The organism is Streptococcus sp. 29892, assembly GCF_032594935.1.
GTDB lineage: Bacteria > Bacillota > Bacilli > Lactobacillales > Streptococcaceae > Streptococcus > Streptococcus hyiners.
The window spans coordinates 457,176-473,244 of the sequence record NZ_CP118734.1; the positions used below are offsets into that span (position 1 = coordinate 457,176).

Genomic DNA, 16,069 nt, shown 5'->3' on the forward strand with positions numbered 1-16,069 from the left:
CTACCTTTCTTAGATGGATTTGGCTTGGCTTTGTTTGCGAATGCGATTGATGATGTTCATCTTGTTATCCCAGACATCTTGGGCCAGGTCAACTGGATAGAGCTGAGGGTTGAGTACGCGTTTGTATTCGTCCCAGAGCTTGTCAAATTCCTGGTTGGCATAGGCTTGAATTTCCGCTAGACTTGGTAATTCATAGACTTGCTTGCCCTCTTCAAAAATTGGGATTAGGAGAGGACGGGCGTCGAAGTTTTCAACGGTCTTGTTGATGTAGGTATAGGTTGGATGGAACATATAAATGCTGTCCATTTGGCTGACATCCGTATCCGCAAAGGTGATATAGTCGCCTTCTGACTTGCCTTTTTCTTTTGAGGTGATGCGCCAGACTTGTTTTTTGCCAGGTGTCGATACCTTTTCCACGTTTGAAGACAGTTTGATGGTATCTCGCATGCTTCCGTCTTCATCTTCGATGGATACAATCTTGTAGACAGCGCCTAAGGCTGGTTGGTCATAGGCTGTAATCAACTTGGTGCCCACTCCCCAGACATCAATTTTTGCCTTTTGCATTTTGAGGTTGAGGATGGTATTTTCATCCAAGTCGTTGGATGCGTAGATTTTTGCCTCAGTGAAACCAGCCTCATCCAACTGTTGACGGACCTTTTTGGAAATATAGGCCATATCACCAGAATCAATCCGCACCCCTTTGAAGTTAATCTGATCGCCCATTTCCTTGGCAACCTTGATGGCTGCTGGAACACCAATACGAAGGGTATCATAGGTATCTACCAAGAAAACACAGTCGTGATGGGTTTCAGCGTAGGCCTTGAAAGCCTTGTAATCATCGCCGTAGGTTTGGACTAGGGCATGGGCATGGGTACCAGCAACAGGAATGCCGAAGATTTTTCCTGCTCGGACATTGGAAGTGGCAGAAGCACCACCGATAAAGGCTGCGCGGGTGCCCCAAATGGCAGCATCCATTTCTTGGGCACGACGGGTACCAAATTCCATCAGCATCTCATCTTCAATGACTGCCTTGATACGACGAGCCTTGGTAGCAATCAGGGTTTGGTAGTTGACGATATTGAGAATAGCCGTTTCAATCAACTGGCACTGGGCAAGAGGACCTTCAATCTGCATAATAGGTTCGTTGGCATAGACCAGGTCACCTTCCTTGGCAGAACGAACGGTCAAGTTCATTTCTAGATTTGCCAAATAGTCAAGGAAATTCTTTGGATAGCCTAATTCAGTCAAATAGTCAATATCTGTCTGGCTGAAGCTGAGATTGTTGAGGTATTCTACTACACGCTCCAAACCAGCAAAGACGGCATAGCCATTTTTAAAGGGCTGAGAACGGAAATAGACTTCAAACACGGCATGTTTATTGTGGATCTTTTGATTAAAATAGACCTGCATCATATTAATCTGGTAAAGATCGGTATGCAGGGTTAAACTGTCATCTGTAAAAACTGTCATAGCTTTCTCCTTTATTCTTTCTATTATACCAAAAAAATCGAGCTAGGCTCGATTTAGAGAGTGATATTGATGATTAGGCTGGCAAGGAATAGAAAAGGTACATAGGGTAGGGATTTGGGTTTAAAGATGAAAAAGATGGCCAGCCCTAGGATGGAACTTAGTTGAATAATCCAGATAATTTCTGTAAAGCCGAAAAGGAGTGAGAGGCTGGCCAGATAGAGAAAATCGCCAGAACCGATATTGAGTTGCCATTTTTCAGTCAGATAGGCCAGGACCAAAAAGCCACAGAAGAGCCAGTTGAGCTGGGAGAGAATGAGGGCTACAAAGGTAAAGAGTAGCCAGACAGCGAAGGGATATTCCTGATGCTTGATGTCGTAAATGGTCAAGACCAGCCCGGCTAAGATAAGAATAGTTTCAGCTATGGATAGGATGTGAAAATGGCAGAGCAGGACCAATAGACCAGCTAAGAATTCCAGTCCCAGATACCAATAAGGAATTTTCGCCTTGCAGTAACGGCACTTAGATTTTGTGGAAAGCTGGGAAAGAATAGGAATTAGATCCCAAGCCTTGAGCCGTCGTTTGCAGGCATTGCAGTGACTAGATGGGGCGATAATGGATTGTTCAGGGAAACGGTCGATGACCAATCCCAAGAAGGAGCCGATAGAAGCTCCCAGGAAAAATAGGATAATTGTCTTCATACCTATTTATTCGCAAATGGGAGAGGAAAATGAGATATTTTTAAAAAATTTTTTTACAAAATTTCGATGGTGCTTTGGACAATGCCAAAGGTAATGAGAGAATTTCGTATGTTTGCTTTGGTCTTGTCTGCTACAGCAGGATTTGTTAGTTTGACCGTCACTGTCGCACAATGGTCATATCCATCCATGGTCCAGACATTCAGTTGAGTGATTTCGTGAACATTTTCAAGAGCAAGGAGAATTTCTTTCACTTCTTCAAGATTTACTCCTTGCGGACTTGTTTCAAGTAGAATCTTGACACTATTCCAGGCTTTTGGCAGGGCTTTGGAGAGGATGAAGATAGCAATACCGAGTGAGAGTAATGGGTCTAGAAAGTACCAATCAGTAAATTGAAGAATGATGGAAACAAGGATGACCGCCAGCCATCCCAAAATATCCTCTAAAAAGTGCAAGCTGAGAATGGATTCATTATGGCTATGGCCATTTTTTACAATACGAGAAGCAAGGAAATTGATGATGACAGCGATAATGCCGAGTACCAACATCCCATCTTGATTGACAGGGTTGGGATGGAAAAGATTGGGAATGTTTTCTACAAGGATCAAGCTGGAGCCGATAATCAGAATACTAGAAGTCAAGAGAGCGGCCAAAATATTCCATCTCTTGTAGCCAAAAGGATAGAACTTGTCAGCAGGTTTGTTGGCATAGGTTTGCATGATGGCAGAGCTTCCGATGGCGAGGGCGTCACCCAAATCATGAACAGCATCTGCTAAGATGGCGCTAGAACCAAAGAGCCAGCCAAAGATAAACTCGATAATAGAAAAGCTGAGATTGAGGAGAAAAGCGATAAATGTATTTTTAGAAGATGACATGAGATTCCCTTTCTGTGTTATACTGTTTATAGGTTTATTATGTACTGTAATGAGCCGAAAAACTAGAAACAAGAGAAACGGTTTGTCTTTTTCTGAACAAATTGTTTGAAATGTACGAAAAATGGATAGACGAATTGCAAAAACAAAAAGAGCTATTTTTCAGGCTTTTTTGACCTTATTAAATGATAAGGGCTATGACGAGATGCGCGTGCAGGATGTTATTGACCTGGCAGATGTGGGGCGTTCCACTTTCTATGCCCACTATGCCAGTAAGGAAGCTTTATTAGAAGAACTTTGTCATGACCTCTTTCACCACTTATTTACAGGTCGTGAAGATGCGGATGTGAAGACCTTGTTGGCCCATATTTTCAAACACTTTCGGACCAATCAAGACCGAGTTGCCAGCCTTTTATTGTCCCGCAATGCCTATTTTCTAAGAGAACTGGAAGCGGAGCTGAAACACGACATTTTTCCAAAAGTGGTTGAAGACTACATGCAGGACAAGGGGAATCTTCCAGAGGATTTGCTGGTACATTTTGTTGTGACCACTTTTGTGGAGACGGTCAGCTGGTGGTTGCAGCAACGCAAAAAGGTGGACGAAGCCACCTTGACCGAATATTATGTAAGATTATTAGCTTAAGGAGTGAAAATGCTTAGACCTTTACACATGGCTCATGCCTTTTTAGATGAAATTTTAACCGACCAGGACCTAGCGGTTGATGCGACGATGGGAAATGGCCATGACACGCTATTTTTAGCCCAGCGAGCAGGAAAAGTGGTGGCCTTTGATATTCAGGAACAAGCCCTGACCACAACGGCTGAAAAACTAGAAAAAGCTGGCTTGACCAATGCCCAATTGGTTTTGACAGGACACGAAAACCTCGACAAATATGTAGAGGAATGCAAGGCAGCCATTTTCAATCTGGGCTATCTTCCTTCGGCGGATAAGTCAGTTATTACCTTGCCTGCAACCACCCTTCAAGCTATCGAAAAAGTTCTTGACCGACTGGTGGTTGGTGGTCGCCTAGCCATCATGATTTACTATGGACATGAGGGTGGGGCGGTTGAGAAGGATGCTGTCTTAGACTTTGTCAGCCAGCTAGACCAGACCGTCTTTACAGCCATGCTCTACAAACCGCTTAACCAAGTCAATACCCCACCATTTTTGGTGATGGTGGAACGATTAAAATCCAGCTCAAACTAGGGCTGGATTTATTTGGCTCTTTGTCAACTGTAGTGGGTAGATGAAAAGCTAACACCTAGAGAGGACGAAATTCGTTCTCTCTTTCTTTATGTTCAAAGCAATCAAAATGCGTTTTCTAAAGTTTTCAAAGTTCCTAAAACCAAAGGCATTTCTCTTAATGACTTTGATGAGATTGTTGGTAGCTTCCAGTTTGGCATTGGAATAAGGCAATTCCATGGCGTTTAAAACCTTGTCTTTATCCTTTAGAAATGTCTTAAATACCGTCTGGAAAATAGGATTAACAGAGGCTATTTCCTGTTCGATGAGACTGAAGAAATGATCTGAATTTTTCTCTTGGAAATGGAACAAGAGAAATTGATAGAGTTCATAGTGCTGTCGGAGCTCATCTGAGTAGGATAGGAGTTTTTCTAGAATTTCCTTGTTGGTTAAATGCATCCGAAACATAGGGCGATAAAATCGTTTATCGCTGAGTTTACGACTATCCTGTTGTATCAATTTCCAGTAGCGTTTCAAGGCTCGGTATTCCTGCGATTTTCTATCAAGTTGGTTCATAATTTGAATACGGACACGGTTCATAGCACGACTAAGGTGTTGCACGATATGAAAGCGGTCGAGTACAATCTTGGCGTTTGGAAATAGTTGTCTAGCCAATTTGTAGTAGGGACTAAACATATCCATGGTAATGACTTTGACCCGATTTCTAACCTTTCTAGGATAGCGCAGAAAGTGGTTTCGAATGGTTGCTTGAGTTCTTCCGTCCAGAATGGTTATGACATTCAGGGAGTTGAAATCTTGTGCGATAAAGCTCATCTTCCCCTTCTTGAAGGCATACTCGTCCCAGGACATGACTTCTGGAAGCTTGTTCCAATCCGTTTCAAACTTGAACTCATTTAGTTTTCGAATAACTGATGATGTTGAGATGGATAGCCTGTGTGCGATATGTGTCATTGCTTGATTTTCGATGAGTAATTGAGCGATCTTCTGGTTAACTGCGACAGCGATTTGGTGGTTCTTCTTGACAAGAGGAGTTTCAGCGACCGCTATTTTCCCACATTCCTTGCACTTGAAACGACGCTTTCTAAGGCGGATAAGTAAGGGATAGCCAGCAGTTTCTAGGTAGGGAATTTTGGAGGCCTTCTGGAAGTCGTATTTTGCCATTTGTCCCTTGCATTTTGGGCATTTAGGGGCTGTGTAATCCAAGTGACCGTGGAGTTCTAAGTGAGTTCCCAGGTCATATTCATTAGAGATAGTAATATTTTTGTCTTTAATTCTGAGAAAATTTGTGATAAGATTTAGTTGTTCCATATGAACCCTTTCTAATGAGTTGTTTAGTCGCTTTTCATTATAGGTCATATGGGACTTTTTTCTACACTCCAAAAGGCTCCACAATCTCCATGGTGGTTTTACCCACTACAGAAATTATAGAGCCATTTATTTTTTATAATATGGGCTTAATGAATAATCTTCCCTCACCCAAGTCAATCAATTCCACCTGATTGCCGTAAAAATCACTTAGTAAATCAGGTGTAAGGATGTCTTCTTTGGGACCCTGAGCCAAGACCGTGCCATCTTTGAGCAGGAGGACATGGGTGAAATTATCAGTTATTTCTTCGGCGTGATGGGTGACGTAGATAATGGCGGGAGCCGTTGGGAGTTGGCAGATATGGTCGATGTGATGGAGCAGGCGTTCGCGAGCCAGAAGGTCCAAGCCAACAGTAGCCTCGTCCAAAATCAAAATCGCAGGATCTTCCATCAAACTGCGGGCAATCAGCAGGAGTTGGCGTTCCCCTTGTGACAAACTAGCATAGGTTCGACCAATCAAGTGCTCAGCCTTAATGGTTTTGAACATGTCTATAGCTTCATCCAATTCTGCTTGACCGTATTCACGGTAGAGGATGGAGGATTTGTATTTTCCAGTCAAGACAATCTGCTCAGCTGTCAAATCAATGGGAAATCGTTCTGCCAAAAAGGAGCCGACCACACCAATCTTAGTGCGCAGGCCGGGAATATCACCCTTACCAAATTCCACTCCCAGAACAGTCAACTCGCCAGATGTCTTCCAAAACTCTGCCATCAATATGCGCAGCAGTGTTGATTTTCCAGCACCGTTAAGGCCTAAAATAGCCCAACGCTCTCCTTTTTTAAATTCCCAGTTGATATCTTTTAATAGGTACTTCCCCTGTCTTTTGTAGGACAGTTCTTTCATGGATAAAATCATATGGACCTCGCTTTTCTTTTTGACTATTTTATCACAGAAGTGTAGATTTACAGATATTTTTGCCGAATGTCACCTCGATTATACCAAAATGAAAAGAATATGGTATAATGGGAATGTTATAGATTTTATTATAGGAGAATATCATGGAAGACCCTGGTAGTCAGACCATTCATTTACAATTATTATTACTTTTATTGTTGACCTTGCTCAATGCCTTCTTTTCAGCTTCAGAAATGGCCCTTGTTTCCCTCAATCGTTCACGGGTGGAGCAAAAGGCAGCTGAGGGTGAGAAGAAGTATATTCGCTTACTTCAAGTTTTAGAAAATCCCAATAATTTCCTTTCTACTATTCAGGTTGGAATTACCTTTATTTCTATCCTTTCGGGTGCCAGCTTAGCCAATGATTTAGGTGCTGTTTTTGCCAAGTGGATGGGTAATTCAACAACAGCTCAAACTGCTGGTTATTGGTTGGCTTTAGCGATGTTGACCTTTGTATCCATTGTGCTTGGAGAATTGTATCCTAAGCGAATTGCCATGAATATGAAGGAAAATCTGGCAGTGGTTACGGCGCCAGTGATTATTTTCCTAGGAAAGATTGTCAGTCCTTTCGTTTGGCTCTTATCAGCCGCGACCAATCTCATCAGTCGCATTACACCTATGAACTTTGACGATGCGGACGAGCAGATGACCCGGGATGAGATTGAATATATCTTGACCAAGAGCGAGCAGACTTTGGATGCGGAAGAAATCGAGATGTTGCAAGGTGTATTCTCCTTGGATGAGCTGATGGCGCGTGAAGTCATGGTTCCCCGTACGGATGCCTTCATGGTTGATATTGACGACGATACGGAAACCATTATGGCGGCCATTCTCAAGCAGAATTTTTCTCGCGTTCCCGTCTATGATGGGGATAAGGATAACATCATCGGCCTTATTCACACCAAGAAAATTTTATCTGCAGCTTTTAGCAATGGTTTCGACAATCTTAATATCCGACGTATTATGCAGGAACCTCTCTTTGTTCCAGAAACGATTTTTGTAGATGATTTGCTCAAATCCTTGCGGAATACCCAAAATCAGATGGCTATCTTGCTGGATGAGTATGGTGGAGTTGCTGGTTTGGTTACCTTAGAAGATTTGTTGGAAGAAATTGTCGGGGAAATCGATGATGAAACAGATAAGACAGAGATTTTTGTCCGTGAAATTGCAGAGAATACCTATATTGTCCAAGGGAATATGACTCTGAATGACTTCAATGAGCATTTTGATACGGAGCTAGAAAGTGATGATGTTGATACCATTGCAGGTTATTATTTGACCGGAGTCGGCACTATTCCAAGCCAGGAAGAAAAGGTGACCTTTGAAGTGGACAGTAAGGACCATCACTTAGTCTTTATCAATGATAAGGTAAAAAATGGTCGAGTGACCAAGCTTAAAATGATGATGACTACTCTGGAAGAGGAAGTTGAAAAAGAATAAGAGGAAACCAGTTGCTTTAAGGTAGCTGGTTTTTCATAGCAATTCAAATAGTTAGTTAAAAACAATCAAATACAAGTATAGAAGCGTTTTCATTTTTATGATATAATAACTATATTAAGAAAATGAGGATGAGATGATGGAAGAAGTAGATTACCGAAAAGTAACAGGGCTTGTTCATTCGACTGAGAGTTTTGGCTCTGTGGATGGACCAGGTGTACGGTTTGTGGTCTTTATGCAAGGTTGTCATATGCGTTGCCAGTATTGCCATAACCCTGATACTTGGGAACTGGTCAATCCTGCGGCCAAAGAACGAACTGCAGAGGATGTTCTCAATGAAGCCTTGCGTTTTCGTATGTTCTGGGGGAAAGAAGGTGGGATAACGGTATCTGGTGGTGAAGCTACTATTCAGATTGACTTTTTGATTGCCCTTTTTACCTTGGCAAAAGAAAAAGGCATCCACACGACCTTGGACACCTGTGCTCTGACCTTCCGTTCGACAGAGCGTTATCTGGAAAAATATAATCGCTTGATGGCGGTGACAGATCTGGTGCTCTTGGATATTAAGGAAATCAATCCAGACCAGCACCGCATTGTAACGGGGCATAGCAATAAGACTATTTTAGAGTGTGCCCGTTACCTATCGGATATCGGTAAGCCAGTTTGGATTCGTCACGTATTGGTCCCTGGTTTGACAGACCGTGATGATGACCTGATTGAGCTAGGAAAGTTTGTCAAGACCTTGAATAATGTTGAGCGTTTTGAAGTCTTGCCTTACCATAATCTTGGAGAATTTAAGTGGCGTGAGCTGGGCAGACCTTATCCACTCGAAGGGACCAAGCCACCAAGTAAGGAACGTGTTTTAAATGCTAAGACCTTGATGGAAACCGAATCCTATCAAGACTATATGAATCGAATAAAGGGATAGTAGTGCGTAGAGCTAGAGTAAATAAAAGTCTAGGTGTAGTCGGACCGCTTTTGGCATGTTTGTTGATTGCGGTCTGTGCATCCCTAGCATATTATGTGTTTAATAAAAGAGAAGGACAGTCCAGCAACAGTCCTTCTTTTGTGCCTGTTCAAGAGATTTCTGTCAAAGAGAAACTAATCTCTGATTACCTACAGCAAATGACCCTAGAAGAAAAAGTTGGTCAGATGATTTTTGCACGTATACCTGCTGAAAATCAGTTGGAAGACCTTATTTCCTATCAATTTGGTGGTTATATCTTATTTTCACGGGACTTTGAAGGAAGGACCTTAGAACAAGTCAAGGAAGAAGTTGCGGCTTATCAAGCTAATTCCAAACTACCACTTTTAATGGCTTCTGATGAAGAAGGTGGAACGGTAACGCGGGTTAGTCAGTTATTAGAAACTCCCTTTGCCTCCCCCTTGGAATTGTATCAGTCAGGGGGGCTGGAGGCTGTTTTAGAAGATACTAAGCATAAAACCAGTCTTTTGAAAGGGATAGGTATTCATGCCGGTTTCTTTCCAGTTGCGGACTTATCTACAGATCCATGGTCATTTATCTATGATCGGACTATTGGCCAAGATGCTGCTACAACATCCACTTATATCAGCCAAGAGGTCCAGCTCCTGAAACAAGAGCAATTTGCTTCGACTTTGAAACATTTCCCAGGCTATGGGAACAATGCTGATTCACATACAGATTTGGTCTATGACAATCGTAGTTTAGAAGAATTACGGGCCAATGATTTTCTTCCCTTTAAGGCTGGAATTGAAGCGGGCGCAGACTCCATCATGGTCAGTCATAATATCGTTCCTGCCATTGATGACGTCCCGTCTTCCATTTCACCTGAAATCAATAATATTCTTCGGAATGAACTTGGTTTTGATGGTGTCATTATGACCGATGACTTTGACATGCTGGGTCTATCGCAATTCGTTGATCAAAATTCGGGTGCCTTGCAGACTATTCAAGCTGGGACAGATATGATCTTATCTTCGAGCTATGCTAGTCAAATTCCTTATATTGTGGAACAAGTGAAGGCTGGAACTATTACAGAGGAGCGGCTTGACCAATCTGTCAAACGTATTTTGGGAATGAAATATGATCTTGGCTTAATCAAATAAACAAAGAAAAGGAAGTGCTAGATACTTCCTTTTCGTATTATTCTAAAACAAGCTTAGTTTTGATGCCGTCTATATCAACAAAGGCTACGCTATTGTCTAGTCTTTGAAGGTTTAGGTTTGCAGCTGTGGCGCGTTCCAAGGTTGCTTCAAAAGCTTCTGGATTGGAATAGATGACCGTATAGTAGGCCAGTCCTGGCATGCCTTCTGTTCGTGTTTGGAGATGTTTTCCTCCCCATTCGTTGACTGCTAGGTGGTGATGGTAGTCGCCTGAGGCTAGCCAGGCTGCAGATGGGACCGAGAATTTATCCTCGACAGCTAGGACCTCTTGGTAAAATCGGCTAGAAGCGGCGCTTTCTCGAACGGACAGGTGAATATGGCCCATGCGACTGCCAAGCGGCATCTGATAGACTGCGTCAGCTTTTTTCCCTAAAGCATAGATCGTTTCAGCATCCATAGGCTCAGTTACACCTACGATTTGACCGTCAGCTCGAACATCCCATGCATCTTGTGGCAGGTCACGGTAAACTTCGATGCCATTGCCTTCGGTGTCGGCTAGGTAAATGGCTTCGCTGTAACCGTGGTCGCTGGCACCTTGGAGGGAAATCTTATTGTCGATAAAGTGGCGGAAAATGGTCCCCAGATCCTCGCGGCTAGGAAGGACAATAGCCAAATGGTAGAGGCCGTAGCTTTGGCTGACCTCGCCTTCCTGCTCTGTTTGAATAAGTCGAATAAGGATGTTTTTTCCAACTCCTAGGTCAATCTGTTTAGAGTTTTCAGTCAGAACTTGGAGGCCCAATACCTGTTGGTAAAATAGGCTTTGAAGTTCCAGATTGCGGACGTTGAGGGCGACATGGCCCAGCTCAAATTTGGAATTGTACATGGAAATACCTGACTTTCTGATACAATTTATAGGAATTTTCGAGTTGCTTAGTATCTTTTGGTGAAGTAATGTGTGACGAATAGACTTTTGAAAATTGATTTTTATCTCATAGCTTTCTCAACAAGTGTGCTATCTACGATTTGGATAAAGTGTGTAATTTTATTTTCAGCATTAAAATCGTAAATATGGACAAAGTCTGCTTGAAAGGATTTCTCAGTAAGGTTGTAGGTCCCCTTGTAGTAGCCATAAACCATGACACGGTTTCCTGAAAAGGCGTAATCAACAGGTGTGGCACTATAATTGGTCCATTCAGAACCTAGTCTTGCATGGACGTTTTCAATCACTGCATCTGGACCGATATAGGTACCAGCATAGGGAAAGCCTGCAGCTTCTGTCCAAGAGATATCAGCAGCCAAATGGCTTTTGAAATCTTCTATTCGACCTTGAGCAGTAGCTAGATAAGTCTCTTCTAAAATATTTTTATATAATTGATTTTTTGACATAGGTATTTTCTTTTCTATTGCGTAATAGCTGCTTGGAAATTTTTTTCCAAATCGTCTACTGTGCGAACTTGGTTAATAAGATTAAAGAAGTTTCCGTCTTTTTCGAGTAACAAGGTTGGGAAAGAGGTTACCCCCATTTCATAAGCCGTGATAAAGTCTGGGTGTAGACTTTCTGGTTGTTTCAAGTTGCTTGATAGTTCTTCCATAGCCTTTGTAGGTAGCTGGTAGGTACCGATTAGGCTGGTGTAACTGTCTGCTTGACTGAGGTCTAATCCATTTTCAAAAAACAATGTTTGAATATCTAATGTCAGCTGAGCAAGCTGGTGTGGTTCAACGTAGTTTTTCAAAATGGAGTAAGCCCTAGCAGGACCAAGGGAGTCCATGGTAAAGTCCGTATCCTTAAACAATTGATTGTAGTTATCGCCAAAAGACATTTGGTAATAGCTTTCGATTTGTTTGTTAATGGTCTGTGCCTGCTGGAAATCAACCATTTTCTTTTTGTTATCTCCGACAAACAAGCCTCCGTTAATGACCTCTATTTCTATGTCAGAATGGTCTTGCATGAATTTTGTGAAAATGTGGTTAAAGCCGTAGGTCCAACCACAATAAGCATCGATGATGTAATATAGTTTCATTTTAATTTTCTTTCATCTTATTTTCTTGGTTTTTGATTAGAATTTAGCATTGCTATTGGAAGTTTTGGAATCTTCCTCGATTGGCACAACAAGATTCCAGAGTTCTGCAATTTTATCATCTTCAACTCGATAAAGGTCATAGAATGATGTCTATTGACCTGTAGAGTCTAAGCTTCTAACAAAGCTTGCGCTTGAGCTTGCAGACCAGCGATGGCTTCTTCTGACAATACCAACTGTCCAGTTCCCCATGCTTCTGGGTTGACGGTAGTCCCTGTAAACTCACCTACAACTTGCATACGAACAAATGGTAGGAGTGCATGGTAGCTAGCGAACATTGGCTCGTGTCCAGCATTTGCTACAGATGACACGGTTACAATCTTATCTTGGAGAGCAGATGGGCCACGTGTTTCTGACAAGTCTAGGGCACGGCTGAGCCAGTCAATCAAGTTTTTCACCGTGCCTGGGATTGCAAAGTTGTAAACTGGTGAGAAAATCCAGATAGCATCTGCAGCCATAATCGCATCGCGTGCAGCTTGGACAGCTGGCAAGACTGGTGTTTCAAGATCTTGGTTCATAAGTGGAATATCCTTGTAGTCAAGGTAAGTAACAGTTGCTTGACCTTCTAAGATGCTTTCAGCCTGTTTAGCCATTTGGTGATTAAATGAACCTTCACGTAGTGAACCGACGATAAATAGAATGTTTTTCATGATCTTATACCTCTAAAAATTTTTTCTTCCCTGCTCTCGCAGTTTATGGTATTATTGTAACAGGTACTAAAAATATTACAAGTACGATTTTTTTGAATAGTCACTATCTTTTTGTGAAGTAATGTGTCGTATCAAGGGAAAATAAAGGAGAAATTATGGCAACTTTCATACACCATACAGTTCCGGAGTGTCCTTATGTGACCACTCAGTGTGTCTTATCTGGGAAATGGAGTATGTTATTACTACATCATATCGAAGAAGGTCCCATTCGGTTTAATGAATTGCACCGTCGATTGACAGGGATTTCCCAAGCAACCTTGACCAAGCAGTTGCGTCAGCTAGAAGATGATGGTTTAATCACTCGGAAGGTTTATGCACAAGTTCCGCCAAAAGTGGAATATGAACTGAGCGAGATTGGTCAGGAATTCAAGTTGGTTCTTCAACAAATTGAAGTCTTCGGCGATAAATACATCAACTTTGTTAAATCAAAAAAATCTGAATGAGTTCGTATCTCATTCAGATTTTTGTTTTTTTATAGTTCGTCATCCTTAACAGCGTCTAGCCAGCTAGCAGCAGCCTTGGCTGTGCTTTCAAGGGCACCTTCTTTGAACGGTGATTGGAGGTTTGCAGCTTCAACCACTTGCAAGAAGGACTTGGTACCACCCAAATCACAGATGCGGATGTAGTCTTCCCAAGCATTTTCATCGTGATCTACCTGCGTACGTTTCCAGAATTGAAGGGCACAGACTTGAGCCAAGGTATAGTCGATGTAGTAGAATGGGCTGGCAAATATATGCCCTTGACGGTACCAGAAGATACCGCGGTTGAGGGCTTCTGACTCAGAATAATCACGGTCTGGCAAGTAGAGGTCTTGGAGTTTTTTCCAAGTCGCCTTACGTTCGGCTGGTGTCATCTCTGGGCGTTCATAGACTTCGTGCTGGAAGTGATCCACCAAGACACCGTAAGGCAAGAAGAGAAGGGCACTTGCCAAGTGGGTAAACTTGTACTTATCCACCTGTTCCTTGAAGAAACGGTCCATCCATGGCCAGGTCATAAATTCCATAGACATGGAGTGGATTTCACAGGTTTCATAGGTTGGCCAGACAACTTCTGGACTTTGGATCCAACGGGAACGATAGACTTGGAAGGCGTGACCTGCTTCGTGGGTCAAGACATCAATATCACCGCTGGTACCGTTGAAGTTGGAGAAGATGAATGGGCTCTTGAAGTCAGGGATATAGGTACAGTAGCCACCGCTGTTTTTGCCTGGTTTTGCGACCAAGTCCAAAAGCTCATGCTCAATCATGAAATCGAAGAATTCGCCTGTTTCTGCGGACAATTCACGGTACATGTCTTGGGCCTGATTGACGATAAAATCTGGGTCACCTTGTGGCACCGCATTGCCGTCTAAGAACTCAAGATTGAGGTCGTAGTGTTTGAGGCTTGGTACCTGCAAGCGTTTTGCTTGGCGTTGACGAAGATTTTGTACAATCGGTACGATATGCTTGAGGATTTCCTCACGATAAACCTTGACCATGTCACGATTGTAATCAAAACGGTTCATCTTGAGATAGCCGTATTCTACGTAGTCCTTGAAGCCAAGTTTGTGGGCGATTTCCGTGCGGACCTTGACCAACTCATCGTAAACACGGTCAAAATCAGCTTCCTTGCTTTCAAAGAAGGCAGTTGTAGCAGCAGAAGCAGCCTTGCGGACCTCGCGGTCAGTTGATTGACCGAATGGTCCCATTTGTGCCAGGTTGTAGGTCTGACCTTGGAAATCAATCTCTGCACCAGCAATCAGTTTGCTGTATTCATCAGATAATTCATTTTCTTTTTGCAGTAATGGAATGACGTCTGATGAGAAGGTTTTGAGCTTGTTTTCTGCCTGCATGAAGAAGGTTTGAGGCAAGATATCTGACAACTCTTCCTTGTAAGGCGTCTGGACAATGACACGGTAGTAGTTGGTGGTCAATTCTTCAAAAAGTGGCGAATATTCATTCCAAAACTTTGTTTCTTCATTGTAAAACTCATCGTTCATGTCGATAGTATGACGGATCATCCAGAGGTTGTACTGGGTATCAACCAAGTTGAGTAATTTGGTAACGTCTGTCACAAGTGTACGAGTTGTTTCCAAGTCATTTGCCTGAGTTAACTGGTCTGTCAGGTCAGAAAATTGAGCCTTGATGGCTTCATAATCGGGACGGACATAGGTATAGTCTGAAAATTTCATATGATTCTCCTTTTGTATTGCTACCTTCTATCTTACTCTTTTTGAAAACGTTTGGCAAATCCTGACTCGTCCATGTTCACAAGTCTTTCTATTTATGGTAAAATGTAGGAGATTATTAGAAAAAATGAGGTTGTAGACATGTCTAAATTTTTAGTTTTTGGTCACCAAAATCCTGATACAGATGCCATTGCATCATCATACGGTTGGGCTCACTTGGAGCGTGAAGTGTTTGGTCGTGATGCGGAAGCAGTTGCTCTTGGAACGCCAAATGAAGAAACAGCTTTTGCACTTGACTATTTTGGTGTTACTGCACCGCGCGTGGTTGAGTCTGCAAAAGCAGAAGGCGTTAGCCAAGTTATCTTGACTGACCACAATGAATTCCAACAATCAATCGCAGACATCAAGGATGTGGAAGTGGCAGCTGTTATTGACCACCACCGTGTCGCAAACTTTGAAACTGCAAACCCATTGTACATGCGCTTAGAGCCAGTAGGTTCAGCATCATCAATCGTTTATCGTGCCTTCAAAGAAAATGGTGTGACGCCACCAAAAGAAGTAGCTGGACTTCTTCTATCAGGTTTGATTTCAGATACCCTCTTGCTTAAATCGCCAACCACTCATGCAACAGATCCACAAGTAGCAGCTGAATTGGCTGAAATTGCTGGCGTGAACTTGGAAGAATATGGCTTGGCACTCTTGAAAGCAGGAACCAACCTTGCCAGCAAGTCAGCAGAAGAATTGATTGACATCGATGCAAAAACCTTTGGTTTGAATGGAAATGACGTGCGTGTAGCCCAAGTCAACACAGTGGACATTGCAGAAGTCTTGGAACGCCAAGCAGAAATCGAAGCAGCAATGACAGCAGCATCAGCAGCAAATGGCTACTCTGACTTTGTTTTGATGATTACAGACATCGTTAACTCAAACTCTGAAATCCTTGCGCTTGGTAGCAACATGGACAAGGTGGAAGCGGCCTTTAACTTCAAGTTGGAAAACAACCACGCTTTCCTTGCAGGAGCCGTTTCCCGTAAGAAACAAGTGGTACCACAATTGACAGAAGCGTTTAACGCATAAATACCTAGCACCTTC

The 16,069-nt window shown here is 42.6% G+C and carries 17 protein-coding genes; 7 read left to right on the top strand and 10 right to left on the bottom strand.

Annotation, left to right across the window (positions count from 1 at the left end):
* Positions 1 to 9 precede the first annotated feature (9 nt).
* The 3 genes from PW220_RS02475 to PW220_RS02485 are packed head-to-tail and all read right to left on the bottom strand — an operon-like array spanning position 10 to position 3,040.
* Positions 10 to 1,470, bottom strand: coding sequence for a nicotinate phosphoribosyltransferase (locus tag PW220_RS02475; protein WP_248055977.1), 1,461 nt, complete (start codon positions 1,468 to 1,470; stop codon positions 10 to 12).
* A 53-nt stretch (positions 1,471 to 1,523) separates the two neighbouring features.
* The gene (locus PW220_RS02480) at positions 1,524 to 2,168 is read right to left on the bottom strand and encodes a prepilin peptidase (RefSeq protein ID WP_105133755.1); all 645 of its coding nucleotides are present in this window, start codon (positions 2,166 to 2,168) and stop codon (positions 1,524 to 1,526) included.
* 53 nt (positions 2,169 to 2,221) lie between these two features.
* Entirely contained in the window at positions 2,222 to 3,040 is an 819-nt protein-coding gene (locus PW220_RS02485; RefSeq protein WP_105113376.1) for a cation diffusion facilitator family transporter, read from the bottom strand.
* 121 nt (positions 3,041 to 3,161) lie between these two features.
* On the opposite strand from PW220_RS02485, the gene PW220_RS02490 reads away from it, so the two are divergent.
* Positions 3,162 to 3,680: a TetR/AcrR family transcriptional regulator gene (locus tag PW220_RS02490; protein ID WP_024409521.1), complete on the top strand. Its 519-nt coding sequence runs from the start codon at positions 3,162 to 3,164 to the stop codon at positions 3,678 to 3,680.
* Positions 3,681 to 3,689: 9 nt separating this feature from the next.
* Positions 3,690 to 4,244, top strand: a complete 555-nt coding sequence (mnmM, locus tag PW220_RS02495) for a tRNA 5-(aminomethyl)-2-thiouridylate-methyltransferase MnmM (RefSeq protein WP_029177606.1) — start codon at positions 3,690 to 3,692, stop codon at positions 4,242 to 4,244.
* A 48-nt stretch (positions 4,245 to 4,292) separates the two neighbouring features.
* Here the strand turns inward: mnmM and PW220_RS02500 are convergent, their stop codons facing one another.
* Both PW220_RS02500 and PW220_RS02505 read right to left on the bottom strand, forming a co-directional pair.
* Positions 4,293 to 5,549, bottom strand: coding sequence for an ISL3 family transposase (locus tag PW220_RS02500; RefSeq protein ID WP_192873108.1), 1,257 nt, complete (start codon positions 5,547 to 5,549; stop codon positions 4,293 to 4,295).
* A gap of 133 nt (positions 5,550 to 5,682) precedes the next feature.
* Entirely contained in the window at positions 5,683 to 6,462 is a 780-nt protein-coding gene (locus PW220_RS02505; protein WP_248054787.1) for an ABC transporter ATP-binding protein, read from the bottom strand.
* A 143-nt stretch (positions 6,463 to 6,605) separates the two neighbouring features.
* On the opposite strand from PW220_RS02505, the gene PW220_RS02510 reads away from it, so the two are divergent.
* The 3 genes from PW220_RS02510 to PW220_RS02520 all read left to right on the top strand — a co-directional run bounded on the left by PW220_RS02510 (position 6,606) and on the right by PW220_RS02520 (position 10,025).
* Positions 6,606 to 7,940, top strand: a complete 1,335-nt coding sequence (locus PW220_RS02510) for a hemolysin family protein (RefSeq protein ID WP_248032181.1) — start codon at positions 6,606 to 6,608, stop codon at positions 7,938 to 7,940.
* Between the two features lie 133 nt (positions 7,941 to 8,073).
* The gene (gene pflA / locus PW220_RS02515) at positions 8,074 to 8,865 is read left to right on the top strand and encodes a pyruvate formate-lyase-activating protein (RefSeq protein ID WP_105118686.1); all 792 of its coding nucleotides are present in this window, start codon (positions 8,074 to 8,076) and stop codon (positions 8,863 to 8,865) included.
* A 140-nt stretch (positions 8,866 to 9,005) separates the two neighbouring features.
* A complete protein-coding gene (locus PW220_RS02520; protein WP_316716462.1) occupies positions 9,006 to 10,025 on the top strand; it encodes a glycoside hydrolase family 3 protein in 1,020 nt (339 codons plus the stop codon).
* A gap of 37 nt (positions 10,026 to 10,062) precedes the next feature.
* On the opposite strand, the gene PW220_RS02525 is transcribed toward PW220_RS02520, so the two are convergent.
* The 4 genes from PW220_RS02525 to PW220_RS02540 form a co-directional block, all read right to left on the bottom strand.
* Positions 10,063 to 10,905 carry a VOC family protein gene (locus PW220_RS02525; RefSeq protein ID WP_248054783.1) on the bottom strand — a complete coding sequence of 281 codons (843 nt, stop codon included), beginning with the start codon at positions 10,903 to 10,905 and terminating at the stop codon, positions 10,063 to 10,065.
* 101 nt (positions 10,906 to 11,006) lie between these two features.
* The gene (locus tag PW220_RS02530; RefSeq protein ID WP_248054781.1) at positions 11,007 to 11,408 is read right to left on the bottom strand and encodes a nuclear transport factor 2 family protein; all 402 of its coding nucleotides are present in this window, start codon (positions 11,406 to 11,408) and stop codon (positions 11,007 to 11,009) included.
* A gap of 14 nt (positions 11,409 to 11,422) precedes the next feature.
* Positions 11,423 to 12,043, bottom strand: a complete 621-nt coding sequence (locus PW220_RS02535; protein WP_248054779.1) for a thioredoxin domain-containing protein — start codon at positions 12,041 to 12,043, stop codon at positions 11,423 to 11,425.
* Positions 12,044 to 12,210: 167 nt separating this feature from the next.
* Positions 12,211 to 12,750, bottom strand: coding sequence for an NADPH-dependent FMN reductase (locus PW220_RS02540; RefSeq protein ID WP_014638467.1), 540 nt, complete (start codon positions 12,748 to 12,750; stop codon positions 12,211 to 12,213).
* 155 nt (positions 12,751 to 12,905) lie between these two features.
* Between PW220_RS02540 and PW220_RS02545 the strand changes: the two genes are divergently transcribed.
* A complete protein-coding gene (locus PW220_RS02545) occupies positions 12,906 to 13,253 on the top strand; it encodes a winged helix-turn-helix transcriptional regulator (protein WP_248054778.1) in 348 nt (115 codons plus the stop codon).
* A 29-nt stretch (positions 13,254 to 13,282) separates the two neighbouring features.
* Here the strand turns inward: PW220_RS02545 and PW220_RS02550 are convergent, their stop codons facing one another.
* Positions 13,283 to 14,980 carry a M3 family oligoendopeptidase gene (locus PW220_RS02550; protein ID WP_248054776.1) on the bottom strand — a complete coding sequence of 566 codons (1,698 nt, stop codon included), beginning with the start codon at positions 14,978 to 14,980 and terminating at the stop codon, positions 13,283 to 13,285.
* 138 nt (positions 14,981 to 15,118) lie between these two features.
* On the opposite strand from PW220_RS02550, the gene PW220_RS02555 reads away from it, so the two are divergent.
* Positions 15,119 to 16,054, top strand: a complete 936-nt coding sequence (locus PW220_RS02555; RefSeq protein WP_024387158.1) for a manganese-dependent inorganic pyrophosphatase — start codon at positions 15,119 to 15,121, stop codon at positions 16,052 to 16,054.
* The last annotated feature ends 15 nt before the right edge of the window (positions 16,055 to 16,069 follow it).